The sequence below is a fragment of the Janthinobacterium sp. FW305-129 genome, assembly GCF_020858115.1.
Lineage (GTDB): Bacteria > Pseudomonadota > Gammaproteobacteria > Burkholderiales > Burkholderiaceae_D > Janthinobacterium.
In genome coordinates, this window is the sequence record NZ_JACYMM010000005.1 from 251,195 (window position 1) to 266,744 (window position 15,550).

The 15,550-nt window shown below is 61.9% G+C and carries 14 protein-coding genes; 10 read left to right on the forward strand and 4 right to left on the reverse strand.

From position 1 onward, the window contains the following. Positions 1-15: 15 nt before the first annotated feature. A complete protein-coding gene (locus IGS61_RS12230; protein ID WP_230539818.1) occupies positions 16-900 on the reverse strand; it encodes a hypothetical protein in 885 nt (294 codons plus the stop codon). A 60-nt stretch (positions 901-960) separates the two neighbouring features. Beyond that, positions 961-1,623: a hypothetical protein gene (locus IGS61_RS12235; protein ID WP_230539819.1), complete on the reverse strand. Its 663-nt coding sequence runs from the start codon at positions 1,621-1,623 to the stop codon at positions 961-963. 318 nt (positions 1,624-1,941) lie between these two features. Between IGS61_RS12235 and IGS61_RS12240 the strand changes: the two genes are divergently transcribed. Both IGS61_RS12240 and IGS61_RS12245 read left to right on the forward strand, forming a co-directional pair. Next, positions 1,942-2,817, forward strand: coding sequence for a hypothetical protein (locus IGS61_RS12240; RefSeq protein WP_230539820.1), 876 nt, complete (start codon positions 1,942-1,944; stop codon positions 2,815-2,817). Beyond that, complete coding sequence (locus IGS61_RS12245; protein ID WP_230539821.1) at positions 2,814-4,316, forward strand: hypothetical protein; 1,503 nt, start codon at positions 2,814-2,816, stop codon at positions 4,314-4,316. The genes IGS61_RS12240 and IGS61_RS12245 overlap by 4 nt, the downstream gene beginning before the upstream one ends. Positions 4,317-4,544: 228 nt before the next feature. Here IGS61_RS12245 and IGS61_RS12250 read toward each other — a convergent pair whose 3' ends face one another. Further along, complete coding sequence (locus tag IGS61_RS12250) at positions 4,545-4,964, reverse strand: hypothetical protein (RefSeq protein WP_083708161.1); 420 nt, start codon at positions 4,962-4,964, stop codon at positions 4,545-4,547. Between the two features lie 316 nt (positions 4,965-5,280). On the opposite strand from IGS61_RS12250, the gene IGS61_RS12255 reads away from it, so the two are divergent. Then, positions 5,281-6,351: a hypothetical protein gene (locus tag IGS61_RS12255; protein ID WP_230539822.1), complete on the forward strand. Its 1,071-nt coding sequence runs from the start codon at positions 5,281-5,283 to the stop codon at positions 6,349-6,351. Between the two features lie 3 nt (positions 6,352-6,354). Here the strand turns inward: IGS61_RS12255 and IGS61_RS12260 are convergent, their stop codons facing one another. Further along, positions 6,355-7,314: a LysR family transcriptional regulator gene (locus IGS61_RS12260; RefSeq protein WP_230539823.1), complete on the reverse strand. Its 960-nt coding sequence runs from the start codon at positions 7,312-7,314 to the stop codon at positions 6,355-6,357. Between the two features lie 110 nt (positions 7,315-7,424). Between IGS61_RS12260 and IGS61_RS12265 the strand changes: the two genes are divergently transcribed. The 7 genes from IGS61_RS12265 to IGS61_RS12295 all read left to right on the forward strand — a co-directional run bounded on the left by IGS61_RS12265 (position 7,425) and on the right by IGS61_RS12295 (position 15,535). Continuing rightward, positions 7,425-8,264 carry a phytanoyl-CoA dioxygenase family protein gene (locus IGS61_RS12265; protein WP_230539824.1) on the forward strand — a complete coding sequence of 280 codons (840 nt, stop codon included), beginning with the start codon at positions 7,425-7,427 and terminating at the stop codon, positions 8,262-8,264. After that, a complete protein-coding gene (locus IGS61_RS12270) occupies positions 8,264-9,082 on the forward strand; it encodes a sugar phosphate isomerase/epimerase family protein (RefSeq protein WP_230539825.1) in 819 nt (272 codons plus the stop codon). The genes IGS61_RS12265 and IGS61_RS12270 overlap by 1 nt, the downstream gene beginning before the upstream one ends. Before the next feature lie 80 nt (positions 9,083-9,162). Continuing rightward, complete coding sequence (locus IGS61_RS12275; RefSeq protein WP_230539826.1) at positions 9,163-9,624, forward strand: MarR family winged helix-turn-helix transcriptional regulator; 462 nt, start codon at positions 9,163-9,165, stop codon at positions 9,622-9,624. 165 nt (positions 9,625-9,789) lie between these two features. Then, positions 9,790-12,159: a M1 family metallopeptidase gene (locus IGS61_RS12280; RefSeq protein ID WP_230539827.1), complete on the forward strand. Its 2,370-nt coding sequence runs from the start codon at positions 9,790-9,792 to the stop codon at positions 12,157-12,159. Further along, complete coding sequence (locus IGS61_RS12285; protein WP_230539828.1) at positions 12,156-12,662, forward strand: DUF6702 family protein; 507 nt, start codon at positions 12,156-12,158, stop codon at positions 12,660-12,662. The genes IGS61_RS12280 and IGS61_RS12285 overlap by 4 nt, the downstream gene beginning before the upstream one ends. Further along, positions 12,659-14,695 (forward strand): TonB-dependent receptor, encoded by a 2,037-nt coding sequence (locus IGS61_RS12290; protein WP_230539829.1) that lies wholly within the window; start codon positions 12,659-12,661, stop codon positions 14,693-14,695. The genes IGS61_RS12285 and IGS61_RS12290 overlap by 4 nt, the downstream gene beginning before the upstream one ends. Before the next feature lie 105 nt (positions 14,696-14,800). Next, positions 14,801-15,535, forward strand: a complete 735-nt coding sequence (locus tag IGS61_RS12295) for a 2OG-Fe dioxygenase family protein (protein WP_230539830.1) — start codon at positions 14,801-14,803, stop codon at positions 15,533-15,535. Positions 15,536-15,550 lie beyond the last annotated feature (15 nt).

Here is a 15,550-nt window from a genome sequence, read left to right on the forward strand (position 1 = left end):
GGAGATAGCGCAGACTTAACGCTCCGCCTTCACCAGCCCTAATGCTCGTTCCTTTTCCAATATTACCTCACGATCACGGTTCAGCAGCTTCGCACGTGCCAACCACTTTGCAGCCGCACCCAGATCATTTGATGCCGCACTTTTTTCCGCCAGTTTGATGTAATGATCAACTATCTTGCTAGCGAGGCCTTTGACCTCTTCGCCACGATATTGCCCATCAGGATCAATCTGCCGGATTTGATCAAGCGAAGCCTTGGCCGAACTTTCCGGAGGATCAGTATATTGAGCTCGCTCGATATAAAGAGAAGCACGACGCAACTGATCATCGATTTCAGAGCGATCCCCCTCATTAAGCTTAACGGCCTTCGTATCCACCGCGCGACTTTCATTGACTTGCGCCACCGTGCTTGAAGCCTGTACATCCTTTGATGATCGCATCGCAAAAAAAATGACTGCACCAACAACCGCAACGGCGACAATCACCAATCCCGCTTGGGAACCGAGCCATTTTTTTGTATCCGTCGAGCGCGAAGCACCGTTTGCCTTGCAAAAACTAGCCACATACTCCTCTGCTATGCGTGGATCCAGCCCGGCACGTTTTCCTGGCGCCTTGTTCACTACCTTACTCAAGGCCAGACGTTCTTCCTTCTGGTCCAGCTTCTTGTCATTGTCCGTGAACTGGTGCAGCAGCCTATCCAATTCCTCCACAAGCGCACGCTCAGACACGGCAGAATACTCATCCAACTGCTCACGGATCACCAATTCTATTTCTCTGCTCACAATACCGCGTGCGGCCGCTTCTTCTTTAATACGCCGCTCTTCACCACGATCCAGATAATAATCATCGTCCACAGCCGCAGCGACACGGTTCTTCAGCCAATCCAGATCCGATTGATTCATGTTTTCCTCGTTTATTAAAAATTATGATTTGAACATTCAAGCAAAAATCATTCTTCACTACTACAAAATTTTCCAGCCCCAGATACCTGACCTCTGCATTACGCTATTTTCCCGGCAAAAGTCGTTGATGTACTTCTCCGCCATCTCAGGATCAACCCCCTTCATCAGGCCCGAACGCGGTTTACAGACACTTTGCAAAGCATCCACACGACTCTTTTTATCCAGTTTTTTCTCAGTATCGGTAAACACGTGCAACAGTGCAGCAAGCTCATCCAACAATGCTTTTTCATTGACGACATTAAAACGTTGCAAAGTCAACGACAAAATCGACTCAACCCGCTTCACGTCTAGTCCCAGATTATTTTTTCCATATCGCAACAAAATACTAAAAGTTGCGCTATCGCAATATGAATCGGCAATATTGTCGACGATATGAAGACTGAATTTTTTCTGTGCATCCTCCGTCAGGACGAGAGCTGGTAAGGGCTCTCCTTTCGGCGCACTAACGCTGTATCGGCCGGAAACGGCATTGCCTACCTGTTCATGCATAGGTATCGGGAATGGCGTATTCTTATCGATGCTTGGAGGGACGAATAGTGGTGACACTACTTTCACTTTAATGGAGGTTTGCTTCACGCCACAAAAAGGACAAAAACTCACAGTCCAAGGAAATGTCGACTGGCAAGTCAATTCTTGGCATTGATATTCAATTTCCTGTTTCACAAAATACCTCTTCATACGTCCCTCATACGCCACAGGGAAAAATCATCCTGTCATGACGATGAAATCGGCATCAATAAACTTGCAATCAAACATCTTAAATTATCTTTCAAATAATAACGCATCCTCTGCCACCAACACCATCTATTTCCAACATAACAAAACGTATAGCCCCAGGTCTGCTCTGTCCGCCTATGAAAGTCCGCATCACGTGCCGCACAAATAGCTGCCGCCACAATTCAGGAGGTTTGAGACTGATCAATCCTTGTTTCATCGCCACGTCCTAAGCTACAAGCACAGGCCACGGACAAGGAGATTGCCATGCCAGCCCACCTGATCATCGAAGACGGCCAGCCCTCGTGGTGGGACAGCGCCGATATCTGGGTCGTGCCGGGCAATGATCCGAATGGCCCGCCCGGCGCGCCCATTGCCGGCATCAGCAATTACCTGTGGGGCCGCGTGCACAACACGGGCAACAGCGTCTCGAACGGCGTGCGCGTGGACTTTTACTGGGCCGACCCTTCCGGCCAGATCGCCGTCGGCGCCGCCACGCTGATCGGTTCCGCGTTTGCCGACTTGCCGCCCGGCGCCACGCAGGAAGTGCTGTGCCTGGTGCCCTGGATCCCCGTCATCGTCAATGGCGGCCACGAGTGCCTGCTGGCCGTGGCCCACGGGCCTGGCGACGTCAACCCGCTGCCCGATCCCCTGCCCAACGGCTTTCCCTTCCAGCCCAAGCAGCACGAGCAGATTGCCCAGCGCAACGTCACCGTGGTGCTGGCGGCAAGGCGCGCGCAATTGCTGTCCATCGCGGTGGCCGCCCTGCCCCGCGCAACGAAAAAAGTGGAACTGCAGATCGAGTATGGCGGCGAGCTGCCGGAGCGCCTGCTGGCCACGCTCGGACTTGAGCGGTGGCAACCGGCCAGGGATGCCCAGCTGGTCGCGGGCCTGGCGCGCACGCCCCACTGCAATGGCGACGTGCCCGGCGAGCAAAAACTGGCGCTGGAAGTGCCGCGCGGCCAGGCGCAGGCCGTGTACCTGAGCCTGCGCGCCGAAGCCTTGCCGCCACGCCAATATGCGCTGCTGCGCGTACTGGAAACGCAGGAAGGCAAGGTCATGGGCGGCATCACGTATGTCGTCACCGATCTGGAAAAAGAACAAGCTCAAGAACAGCAAAGCCCCGAGGAGCAGGCATCATGAGCGATACCCCCATGCAGGTGCTGACGCGGCCGTTCGCGATCGAGCCCGTCACCAATATCATGCTGCCCGATGGCATCTTCGACAATGCCATCTATGGCTTGCGCATCGCCGCCCACGTCACGAACACGTCCGGCAGCCCGCTGACGAATGTCACGGTGTACCTGGAAAGCGTGGGCGACCCCGGCATCGTGCCCGTGGCGCGCACCTTCTTCTTTGCCAGCGTGCCCGCCGGCGCGGCCATGCTGGTGATGTGGGACGCCGACTTCCAGCACGCCACGCCCCGCAAGCGCCTGGTCAGCTTTGTCGCCAAGGCCGACGGCTACACGCCGCACCGCTCGATCCAGCAAATCTTCGTCTCGCAGACGCGCTTCGACAGCATGAGCAATACCTATACCTGCACGGTCGAGGAAGGCACGCTGGAACTGTCCAAGCCGCAGGGTCACCTGCCGGGCAAGCGCTGGGGCAGCACGGGCACGGATGGGAAGGAGTGCCGCTGCCCGCCCGGCTTCGGGCCCATCGTGCCGACCGGCATGACCCTCGTCTGGACGCCGAATCCCGCCTACGGGGGCACGCATGGGGATTTGCCGTTTTCCGATCCGTGGTGGAAGATTCTCGCCATCATCATTGCCATCATCGCCGCGCTGGTGGCCATCATTTCGGCGGCGCTCGGCTCAGGCAAGGCCAGCTTCAGCGTGGGCGGCACCTTCGAGGAAACAGATCCCAGTGTCGATTGCTGCTCGCTCGAAGGGGCCGGCTCGGGCCAGCCCGAGTTCACGGTCGCCGGCGTGGCCTCGGCCATCGCCTCGGGCGCCATCGCCGTCGCCTGCTCCGATATCGCGGACCCGTTCTGGCGTGGCCAGGAAGCAACACCACCGGCCGCCGGCGAACTGACCCTGGCCGAAAGAGTGGTGGCGAAATGGGTGTTACCGGAAGCGCCGAACGCGGGCCTGCCCTACACGGCCGACATCAGCTGGGAGTATGAGCGTTTCACCACGGGCGCCACCTACCAGCACGCCGTCACCGAAACGCAAGTCAACATCCATGTGGCGGGGCCGGTGGAAACGGATACGCCCGCCGTCGTGCAAGCCTATGAACCGTTGTGGCTGCGCGCCAGCTTCAAGCGCGACGATGGCAATGTCTTCCGCGGCACGGAACTGTACGCCTTCGTGCTGTTCCAGGCGCCGCAGGGCCTGTACTTCGTGGAATCGCTGACCGACGACGGCCTGGGCTTCGACCCGGGCGCCAATGACGGCGTGTACGCAGGCAGCCTGGACTTGAAACGGGCTTACCGCACCCTGCTGCAATACGATCAAAAGGTCTTTGGCACCTGGCGAGTCTTCGTCTTCGCCCAGGACGTCAACCTGACCAAGCCCGGCACGCCGCCCGAAATCGCCGCCCAGCACATCGGCGGCATGTTCGTCGCCAGCGCCATCGAAATCACCTTCGACGACACCCTGCCCTGCCCGCTCAAGGCGCAGGCGAATATCATCGTGGTGTGAGGGGGAAAATCGAAAACGGCTGGGAAAAACGCGCAGGGCCAAGCGCCGCCCCCAAGACAGTACGCCAGGACCGAGGGAAAGGCTACAAACTGTGGCCTTTCGTACAGCCGTTCGTAAGCGCGCCAAGAGCGGCTGAGAAAATGCTCAGGGCTAGGCGCCGCCTCGAAGACAGTACGTCAGTACGGCGAGAGGCAGGCAACAACGCCTTGGGCGTTTTATCAGCCGCTCTTAGACTTTGACGGCGTCAACTTTTGCAATCACGGTACGCGGGATGATATCCGTAACCGGACACGTATCCATCGCATCCGAATACGCGAGCCAGCGCTGCAGGCTTTCCATGCGGCGGATGGTGATGCCCTTGCCGTTAATGTAGCCGATCTGCTCGAAATAGGCGGGGTTGGTGGTCAGCTTCGACACGGTGGGCGCATTGTCCACCAGGCGGTCGTAGGCCTTGCGCGCCTTGTGCTCCCACTTGGCCAGCACGGGGTCGTCGAAGCGGTTGCTTTCAAAATACACGGTGATGGTGCGGTCGTGGTTGGCAAAGCCGACGATGGCCGCACCCTTGCGTATGGTCAACAGGACATCTTCCTTGACGCCCGTGACGGGAACAAAGACGGCAGCGCGCCCATCCGTATCTGGCCGCTCCATGGGAATATCTTGTCCGATTATGCTCATCACATCACACTCTTTGTAATCGCCTGTTGGCCTGTTGTATTTGTATCTGGTTTTTGAAAGCATGTCGTACGCACGCGGACGGGGCCGCTGCGACTGGCCGCTGCCAGGCTCGCTGCCATGCCCTGTCATACCGTTTCATACCATTTTTCAAATAATACATTGCTGTAAAGCACTACACAAGATAATCAGGGCCGCGGCGCCCCCATGTCCTCCGCCGGATGGGGAATGGTGTGCCCCGCAGCAATCGCCTTATAATGCTGCGATTACTTCACGCCCCCACCTTCGCACCATGACGCTTCCCGAGAATGACACCAGCCGGCTCGACGCCATCAGCGCCGCCGCCACCGAAGTGGCCGCGCAAAACGTGGCCGACCTGCTGGCCATGGCCATCTGCCACCGCCCGGACGAACCATCCCTGATCGTCTGCGACAAGCGCAGCTGGCTCAATGTCGTGCTGACGGAAGCGTACCGCCAGGCCTTGCCGGACGCGAGCTTCATCGACTTCGACGAGGTCACGCCGGACGCCGTGCTGGCCGCGTTTGCCGACCTGCCGGCCGGCAGCCTCGTCGTGCTGATCCAGTCGACCAGCTTCCGTCTGGAAGCGTTCCGCATCCGCATCGAGCTGTTCAAGCGGGGCCTGAAAGTGATCGAACACGTGCATTTGTCGCGCATGCCCGGCGTGCAGGGACTGCACTACATCGCTTCGCTGGCCTACGATCCCGCCTACTACCGGGGCGTGGGCCACGCGCTGAAGGCGCGCATCGACGGCGCCCGCCACGGCATGGTCGACAGCGGCGGCGAGCAGCTGGTCTTCGCTTCCCCCTTCGAAGCGGCCAAACTGAATATCGGCGACTACAGCGGCATGAACAACATCGGCGGCCAGTTCCCGCTCGGTGAAGTGTTTACGGAAGCGCAGGACCTGGAAGCGGTGAACGGGCGCGTGCGCATCTTCGTCTTCGGCGACACGCACTTCATGGTCAACCGCCCCGACACGCCAATTACCCTGATCATCGACAAGGGCAGAGTCACAGGCACGGAAAACGCCACGCCGGAATTTACCGCCATGCTCGAGATCATCCGCGCGCATGAAGGCGAAGTGTGGGTGCGCGAACTGGGCTTCGGCATGAACCGCGCCTTTTCGCGCGAACAGCTGGTCAACGACATCGGCACGTATGAACGCATGTGCGGCATCCACCTGTCGCTGGGCGCCAAGCACGGCGTGTATACAAAACCGCAGTTTAAGCGCAAGGATGCGCGCTACCACGTCGACATCTTCGCCGTCACCGAAGCCGTTTATCTGGACGACGAGCGCGTGTACGCCGATGGCGCGTGGACGCTGGAAGCCGTCGCGTTCAATTGACCGTCAGCTGAAAAATCCGGCGGCGTCCAGCTCGCGGTCCCACGGCGGCACGGGCTGGTATTCGGCCACCAGGAAATCGATCAGCGCGCGCACCTTGGGCGACATTTGCCGGCTGGCCGGATACAGGGCGCTCAAGTGATTCAGCGGCAGCGCCCAGCCGGACAGCACGGGCAGCAGGCTGCCATCGAGCAGATTGCGCCAGGCGAGGAACGTGGTGCTGTAGACGATGCCCAGTCCCCGCTGCGCCGCCTGATGCAGCACCAGGCCATTATTGGCCGTAAAGCCCGCCTGCACGCGCACGCTCACTTCCTCGCGCTGTTCCCCTTCTCCCCGCTGGAAATGCCAGTTCGTGCCATCGGTCAGGTGGCTGAAATGCAGGCACTGGTGCTGCAATAAATCCTGCGGCGACTGCGGCACGCCCCATTGCGCCAGGTAGGCGGGACTGGCGCACAGCACGGCGCGGCACGGCGCCAAAGGCCGCATGGCCAGCGCGCTGCTGTCCGGGATGCCGCCCACGCGGATGGTCAAGTCGAAACCGTGGCGTATCGGGTCGAGCAGGGCATCGTCGACAAACAGCTCGGCCCGCACCTGCGGGTGCAGCAGGCTGAAACGGGCGACGGCATCGGCCAGCCACGCGCTGCCGAAACTCGATGGCGCCTGGATGCGCAGCGGCCCGGCCAGCTCCGCCCCCGCTCCCGCCTGCGCCACGTGCGCCACCATGCGCGCCGCTTCCTGCGCCTGGCTGACGGTGGCCATGCACGGCGCCAGGTAGGCGCGGCCCGCATCCGTCAGGCTCACTTCGCGCGTGGAGCGGTGCAGCAGGCGCGCATTGAGGCGCTCTTCCAGCTGCATGATGGTCTTGCTGACCATGGCGCGCGTCAGGCCCAGGCGCTGTCCCGCCGCCGTGAAGCTGCGCAGGCGCGCCACTTCGACAAAGATTTCCATCGCTTTTAGTTGATCCATGTCAAAGATTGTCTGCGTTTTGGCGACAATCTGTCAACCAGAGGGCGATTGTTTGCCACCCTCGTCCATCCTACAATGGCGCTTTCCACTGACCTTCCGGAGCCGCCGCCATGCTAACGATCGAACAACAAGAACAATACCAACGCGACGGCTATATCATCCTGCCCGGCTTCAAGGGCGCGGATGAAATCGCCGCCCTGCGCGCGCGCGCCGGGCAGATTGTCAACGAATTCGATCCCAGCGTCAGCCAGTCGATCTTCACCACGCGCGACCAGGCGAAGAACACCAACGATTATTTCCTCGCCTCCGACAACACCATCCGCTGCTTCTTCGAGGAAGAGGCGTTCGGCCCGGACGGCCAGTTGAAACAGGACAAATCGCTGTCGATCAACAAGATCGGCCACGCCATGCATGACCTGGACCCCGTCTTCCGTGCCTTTTCGGCCGACCCGAAACTGGCCGACGTGGCGCGCGACCTGGGCCTGGCGCAAGCCCAGGTCTGGCAATCGATGTACATATTTAAGCAGCCCGGCATCGGCGGCGAAGTGCGCTGGCACCAGGACGCCACGTATTTCGAGACCACGCCGATCAGCGTGACCACCTTCTGGTTCGCGCTGGAAGACGCGACCCTGGACAACGGCTGCCTGTGGGCCGAGCCGGGCGGCCACCGCGGCCCCCTGCGCGAGCGCTTCATCCGCAACGGCGACCAGGTGCGCGTGGAAAAACTCGATGCCATGCCCTGGCCCGACGACAGCACGGCCGTGCCGCTCGAAGTGAAGGCCGGCGCCCTCGTCTGCTTCCACGGCTTGCTGCCTCACTACAGCGCGCCGAACCGCTCGCCCGTCTCGCGCCACGCCTACACCTTGCATGCGACGGACGGCCAGACCGAATACGCGGCGCATAACTGGATACAGCGCGACGCGGCGTTTCCCGTGCGGGGCTTCGTCTGATGCGCATCCAGGTTTTCGCCGCCCACTGGGGCAATAACGACCTGGCGCCCGAGGTCTTCATCGACAAAGTACTGACGGCCGGCTTCGACGGAATCGAGATGTCGCTGCCGCTGGACGCCGCCCTGCGCGAGGAATGGACGGACCGCATCGCCAGGGCTGGCCTGGACTTGATCGCCGCGCAGTGGGAAACCGTCTTCCACGCTGACTTCGCCCTGCACCGCGCCGCCCTGGCGGAATTGCTGGAAAACGCCTGCCTGGCGCGCCCCGTGCTGGTCAACACCCACACGGGCAAGGATTTTTATACGCCGGCGCAGAACGGGGAATTGATCGACCTGGCCGCCGCCATCTCGGAAAAGCACGGCGTGCCCATCGTGCATGAGCTCCACCGCAGCCGCTTTTCCGGCCACCCGATGCTGCTGCTGCCGTATCTGCAGCAGTATCCGCAACTCCCCTTGACGGCCGACCTGTCGCACTGGTGCTGCGCCTGCGAATCGCTGCTGGAAGACCAGCCGCAGACCCTGGCGCAGGTGCTGCCGCTGGTACACCACGTGCATGCGCGCGTGGGCCATGCGCAAGGGCCGCAGGTGGCCGACTTCCGCGCGCCGGAAGCCAAGCCGGCGCTGGACGCCCACCTGGCGTGGTGGGACGCCATCGTCGCCCTGCGCCGCGCCTCTGGCGCCGAACGCATGACGTTTACGCCGGAATTCGGCCCCGCGCCGTACACGCAAACGCTGCCCTGGACGCAGCAACCGGTGAGCGATGCGTGGGAACAGAACGTCGCCATGCTCGCCCTGCTGCGCGCGCGGTACGCCGGGTAAAGCGCCCGCGTCCCGGCGCCGGATCGCCAGGTCCGGCGCCGCGCATTGCAATTAAATAGCGCACTATATATACTGTGCCCATGGATACCACCCCCGCCCCCAACCCCTTGCACCAGGTGCCGCGCCTGGACAGCCAGCTGTGCTTTGCGCTGTACTCGACCTCGCTCGCCATGAACAAGCTGTACCGCAAGCTGCTGCGCAAGCTCGGTCTTACCTATTCGCAATACCTGGTGATGATGGTGCTGTGGGAGCGCGACGGCCTGACGGTGTCGGAAGTGGGCGAGCGCCTGTTCCTCGACTCGGCCACCCTGACGCCCCTGCTCAAGCGCATGGAGCAATCGGGCCTGTTGACGCGCACGCGCGCCGCCAGCGACGAGCGCCAGGTCATCATTTCGCTCACAGAGCAAGGCGACCAGCTGCGCCACGCAGCGGCCCTGCTGCCCGAAGCCATCCTGACGGCCAGCCACTGCAGCGTGGAACAAGTTGTGGACATGAAACAACAGCTGAACCAGTTGCGCGACAGCCTGATGAAAAGTGAGTAAACGCACTGCTTTTCCGAGCAAAATAAGGCGAAATATCCCCCTGACAGCGCCAGGCAAAAGCTGGCGCACAATCCGCCTTTCTTTATTACAAATCGATACAAGGATGGCCCCACCCTGCGTATAGAATAGTTGCCACTATTTCCTTACAACAACATCAGGGTGAATATGCGCATACCTTTCGGCTCCGTTGCCTCGTTGGCTCTCTGCTTTACCGTGTCGGCCTTCGCTGCCGAACCATTCGACGACAAGTTCCGCCAGCTCGAAGAGGTGCTGCCCACCCCGAATACCTACCGCACCGCGTCCGGCGCCCCTGGCCACGCCTACTGGCAGCAGCGCGCCGACTACACGATCCGCGCCACCCTGGACGAGGCCAAGCGCGAAATCGCCGGCAGCGGCAGCATCACCTACCATAACCAGTCGCCCGATACCCTCGGCTACCTGTGGCTGCAGCTGGATCAGAATATCTACAAGCCCGATTCCGACGCGCGCCGCATGACCACGGCGCCCTCGCGCCAGGCATGGGCCAGGACGGCGGGCGAAGACACGATGAAGTTCGAAGGCTTGCGCGGCATGCTGGCGCGCGGCGACTTCCAGGGCGGCTTCAATATCCGTGCCTTGAAGGGCGCTGACGGCCAGCCTTTGAAGTATGTAGTGAACCGCACCATGATGCGCGTCGACTTGCCGCAGCCCCTGAAGCCGGGCCAGGACTTCGTCTTCCAGGTCGACTGGGATTACCGCATCAACGAACAGAAGGTGCTGGGCGGGCGCGCCGGCTATGAAGTCTTCGACGACAAGAATGCGCTGTTCGAAGTGGCGCAATGGTTCCCCCGCATGGCGGCCTATTACGACGCGGCCGGCTGGCAGCACAAGCAGTTCCTCGGCTCCGGCGAATTCACGCTGGAATTTGGCGACTACGACGTGCAGCTGACCGTCCCCGCCGACCATATCGTCGCTTCCACGGGCGAGTTGCAAAATCCGCAGGACGTGCTGTCAGGCGCACAGCGCGAGCGTCTTGAAAAGGCGCGCCGCAGCGACAAGCCCGTCGTCATCGTCACGCAAAAAGAGGCGGAAGCGGCCGAGAAAACGGTGAGCCGCGCGCAAAAGACGTGGCACTTCAAGGCGGCCAATGTGCGCGACTTCGCCTGGGCCTCGAGCCGCAAGTTCATCTGGGATGCGCAGGGCTACAAAAAGGGCGGCAGCGACGTGATGGCCATGTCCTACTATCCGAAAGAGGGCAATCCGCTGTGGGAAAAATACAGCACGCAAGCCATCGTGCACACGATAGAACAGTACAACAAGTACAGCATCGACTACCCATACCCGACGGCCATTTCCGTCAACGGTCCGGTGGGCGGCATGGAGTATCCGATGATCTCGTTCAACGGCCCCCGTCCCGTGAAGGACAAGAAAACGGGCGCGCTCACGTACTCCAAGCGCACCAAGTATGGGCTGATCGGCGTCATCATCCACGAAGTGGGCCACAACTACTACCCGATGATCATCAACTCGGACGAACGCCAGTGGACATGGATGGACGAAGGCCTCAACACCTTCGTGCAATACCTGGCGCAGCAGGCGTGGGAAGAAAATTACCCGGCCTCGCGCGGCGAACCGCGCGAAATCGTCGACTACATGCGTAGCCGCGACCAGGTGCCCATCATGACCAATTCTGAATCGCTCTTGCAGTTCGGCAACAACGCCTACGCCAAGCCGGCGGCGGGCCTGAACATCCTGCGCGAGACCATCCTCGGGCGCGAGCTGTTCGACTACGCGTTCAAGGAATATGCGCAGCGCTGGAAATTCAAGCGTCCCACGCCCGCCGACTTCTTCCGCACCATGGAAGACGCCTCCGGCACGGACCTGGACTGGTTCTGGCGCGGCTGGTTTTATACGACCGACCCGGTCGACATCAGCATCGACGGCATCAGCGAATACGGCGTGAGCTCGAAAGATCCGGCAACGGAAAAAGCCTGGAAAAAGGCGCAAAAGGACGCCCAGCCGGAATCCGTCACGAGCCGCGCCAACAAGGGCATGCCGCGCCGCGTCGACGCGCATCCTGAGCTCAAGGATTTCTACAACCAGCACGACGATTTCACGGTGACCAACAAGGATCGCAACGCCTACGCCGAAGCGCTGGCCGGCCTGGAACCGTGGGAGAAGGATTTGCTGAAACAAGGCAAGCACCTGTACCTGGTCGACCTGTCGAACGTGGGCGGCATGGTCATGCCCCTGATCCTCGAGATCGAGCTAAAAAGCGGCAAGAAGTACGTCGAGCGCGTGCCGGCCGAAGTATGGCGCTACTCGCCGAAGAAAATCACCAAGGTCGTCATCACGGATGAGCCGATGGTGGGCCTGGTGCAGGACCCGTACTGGGAAACGGCCGACATCGACACCAGCAACAATAGCTGGCCGAGAAAAATCACGCCCTCGCGCCTGGAACTGTTCAAGAGCGAGAAGTCGCCCAGGGAGAACCTGATGCGCGATTTTCATACGCCGTTGAAAGACAGCGGCAAGGCCAGGGGCGACGAGGCGTGAAGCGCTGGCGCCTCCTCGCGGCGAGCCTGCTGGCCTGCGCCAGCATGGCGGCCGGCGCCCACAATTTTCACATGGGCATCGCCGACATCAGCTACAACGGGGCCAGCGGCAGCACCGAAGTGGTGCACACCTACACGGGCCACGACGTCGAGGCGCTGCTGACGAACCTGTACCAGCGCCAGTTCGACCTGGGCCAGGAAGACAGCGAAGCGGCCCTGCGCCGTTATGTCGAAAAACAGTTTTACCTCGTGGGGCCGGACGGCAAGCGATTGCGCCTGAACTGGGTCGGCATGAAGGTCAATGCCGACAACGTGGTGATCTTCCAGGAAATCGAGCACACGCGCCTGGTCCCCGCCACGCGCATCCACAACCAGTTGCTGATCGACTTCCTGCCCAGCCAGCGCAATACCCTCAACGTGCAGGACAGCGGCAGCATCCAGACGCTGATCTTCGACCGCCAGAACACGGAATTGCCGATCCGCCAAGCCCCAGTACACCCATGACGCCACGCTATCTGCCCCTCTTCCTCGCCGCCCTGTTTTCCGCCACCGCCGCCCATGCCGACGACATCTTCCAGCGCGTGCTGGTCGACGGCTCCCGCCTGAACCAGCTGGGCGTGGCCGATTCGGCCAACGCGGGCAGCGTCACGCAACAGCAGCTCGACGCGCGCACCAGCTACCGGCCCGGCGAATTGCTCGAAGCCGTACCGGGCTTGATCGCCAGCCAGCATAGCGGCGAGGGCAAAGCCAACCAGTTCTACTTGCGCGGCTTCAACCTCGATCACGGCACCGACTTGCGCACCACCGTCGACGAGATGCCCGTCAACCAGCGCAGCCATGGCCACGGCCAGGGCTGGACGGACCTGAACTTTTTGATCCCCGAACTGGCCATGCGCCTCGATTACAAAAAGGGGCCGTATTCGGCGGCGCAAGGCGATTTTTCCTCGGCGGGCGCGGCGTCCGTCATCTACGCGAACCGACTGACGCAGGGCATCGCCAGCGCGGGCATCGGGCAAAACGGCTTTCGCCGCGCCCTGCTGGCCGATACGCTCGATGCGGGCGACGGAAGCCTGCTGTACGCGCTCGAAGCGCAGCACAACGATGGCCCGTTCACGCAGCCGGACCGCTACCGCAAGCGCAATGGCGTGCTGCGCTACAGCGAAGGCTATGCCAACAACGGCTTCAACGTCACGGCCATGGCGTATGACGCCAGCTGGAACGCCACCGACCAGATTCCGCTGCGCGCCGTGCAGGACGGCAGCTTGGGCCGCTTCGACGCCATCGATGCCAGCGATGGCGGCAAGGCGCAGCGCTACAGCCTGTCGGGCGCCTGGCGCCAGACGACGGACGACGCGTCGTCCAGGGTCAGCGCGTATGCGATCGCCAACCGCCTGGCCCTGTTCTCGAATTTTACGTATGCGCTGGACGACCCGCTCAACGGCGACCAGTTCGCCCAGCCCGACCGGCGCGTGACGGCCGGCGTCAATGCCAGCCACACTTGGCACCGCCACACGGACAGGGGCAGCAGCGACACCACCATCGGCCTGCAGCTACAGAACGACAATATCCACAATGGCCTGTACAACACGCGCCAGCGCCAGATCCTGTCGACCACGCGGCAAGACCATATCGTTGAAACCAGCATCGGCGTGTATGGCGAAAACAGCACGCGCTGGTCGCGCACGCTGCGTACCGTGGCCGGCCTGCGCGCGGACGCCTACCGCTTCGACGTGCGCAGCGACCGCGCCGCCAATGCGGGCACGGCCAGCGACCATTTGTTCAGCCCCAGCCTGAGCGTGATCGCCGGTCCGTGGCGCGAGACGGAAGCGTATTTCAACATTGGCAATGGTTTTCACAGCAACGACGCACGCGGCACGACCATCACGGTCGATCCGAAGACGGGCGAGGCGGCCGGCAAGGTCACGCCATTGGTACGCTCGCGCGGCCTGGAACTGGGCTTGCGCAGCGCCGCCATCGCCGGCCTGCAAACGTCGCTGTCGCTATACCGCCTGGACTTCGATTCCGAGCTGCTGTTCATCGGCGACGCCGGCGCCACCGAGGCGGGCCGCCCCAGCCGCCGCTACGGCATCGAGTTTTCCAGCTACTACAAGGCGGCCAGCTGGCTGTCGCTGGACCTGGACCTGGCGTATGCGCGGGCACGCTCGCGCGGCAGCGACCCGGCGGGCGACTTCATCCCCGGCGCCATCGAAGGCGTGGCCCAGCTAGCCATGACGCTGACGCCGCAGGGGCCATGGTCAGGGTCCTTACGCCTGCGCTACTTCGGCCCGCGCCCCCTGATCGAGGACAACAGCGTGCGTTCCGCTGCCAGCGTGGGCTTGAACGGGCGTATCGCCTACCAGATCGACAAGACCCTGCGCATGGAACTGGAAGGCTACAACCTGGCCAACCGGCGCGACTCGGCCATCGATTACTACTATGCCTCGCGCCTGCCCAGCGAGACGCAGCCGGTCGACGATATCCACTTCCATCCGGTGGAATCACGCTCGCTGCGCCTGACCCTGGTAAAGAATTTTTAACTCAACAAGAATAATTCGTATCGCACACTGCACAGGAATCGCCGCGAAGTCGTAGAATGCCAGGCTGGATAAACTGATACAGGCCGCGTTCCGGCCGGCACCGCCATGAGCACTTCCGCACCGATCTTTACCGACCCGTCCCACGTCAAGGACGCCTTGCGCGATGACGGCTATGCCGTCCTGCGCCCGCAGGACGTAGCCGCGCTGGCAGGCTGCCCGCTCGACGCGCTGCGCGCGCTGGAACCAAGCTGGAATACGCTGACGCTGGACAATTACCTGAAGGATGGCGGCCGCTACCGCCGCCGGCGCCACTCATGCTTCGTGCAGGATGGCGAGCGCCTGACGCAGACGGCGCACCGTCCGCACTGGCAACCGGTGGAATACAACGCTCTGCACGGCGGCATGCACCGCCTGTTCGAACCGGTCGAACCGGCTATCGTTGCGCAAGCGGCCTGGCAGCAGCTGATCCGCGCGCTGGGGGACGCCTGCTCGCAGGTCAAGGGCCGCCAGCCGTGGTTCATCGAGGCGCACCAGTTCCGCATCGATACGACCGATGGCATCGGCCGCCCCACGCCGGAAGGCGCGCACCGCGACGGCGTCGACTTCGTCGCCGTGCTGCTGATCGGGCGTGAACAGGTCAAGGGCGGCGAGACGCGCATCTTTGAAGCGGACGGTCCCAACGGCAAACGTTTTACCCTGACCGAGCCGTGGTCGCTGCTGCTGCTCGACGATGCGGCCGTGATCCATGAATCGACGCCGATCCAGCCCGTCGGCGAACATGGCCACCGCGACACCCTCGTGCTGACCTATCGCGCCGGCCAGTTCCAGGGCGAAAACTGATAGACGGCCACAGCA

What these genes read in the sequence shown, in the direction of transcription:
- IGS61_RS12230 (WP_230539818.1), bottom strand. Translation starts at nt 900, where the DNA reads ATGAATCAATCGGATCTGGATTGGCTGAAGAACCGTGTCGCTGCGGCT.
- IGS61_RS12240 (WP_230539820.1), top strand. Translation starts at nt 1,942, where the DNA reads ATGCCAGCCCACCTGATCATCGAAGACGGCCAGCCCTCGTGGTGGGAC.
- IGS61_RS12295 (WP_230539830.1), top strand. Translation starts at nt 14,801, where the DNA reads ATGAGCACTTCCGCACCGATCTTTACCGACCCGTCCCACGTCAAGGAC.
- IGS61_RS12270 (WP_230539825.1), top strand. Translation starts at nt 8,264, where the DNA reads ATGCGCATCCAGGTTTTCGCCGCCCACTGGGGCAATAACGACCTGGCG.
- IGS61_RS12255 (WP_230539822.1), top strand. Translation starts at nt 5,281, where the DNA reads ATGACGCTTCCCGAGAATGACACCAGCCGGCTCGACGCCATCAGCGCC.
- IGS61_RS12245 (WP_230539821.1), top strand. Translation starts at nt 2,814, where the DNA reads ATGAGCGATACCCCCATGCAGGTGCTGACGCGGCCGTTCGCGATCGAG.
- IGS61_RS12260 (WP_230539823.1), bottom strand. Translation starts at nt 7,314, where the DNA reads ATGGATCAACTAAAAGCGATGGAAATCTTTGTCGAAGTGGCGCGCCTG.
- IGS61_RS12290 (WP_230539829.1), top strand. Translation starts at nt 12,659, where the DNA reads ATGACGCCACGCTATCTGCCCCTCTTCCTCGCCGCCCTGTTTTCCGCC.
- IGS61_RS12280 (WP_230539827.1), top strand. Translation starts at nt 9,790, where the DNA reads ATGCGCATACCTTTCGGCTCCGTTGCCTCGTTGGCTCTCTGCTTTACC.
- IGS61_RS12265 (WP_230539824.1), top strand. Translation starts at nt 7,425, where the DNA reads ATGCTAACGATCGAACAACAAGAACAATACCAACGCGACGGCTATATC.
- IGS61_RS12275 (WP_230539826.1), top strand. Translation starts at nt 9,163, where the DNA reads ATGGATACCACCCCCGCCCCCAACCCCTTGCACCAGGTGCCGCGCCTG.
- IGS61_RS12250 (WP_083708161.1), bottom strand. Translation starts at nt 4,964, where the DNA reads ATGGAGCGGCCAGATACGGATGGGCGCGCTGCCGTCTTTGTTCCCGTC.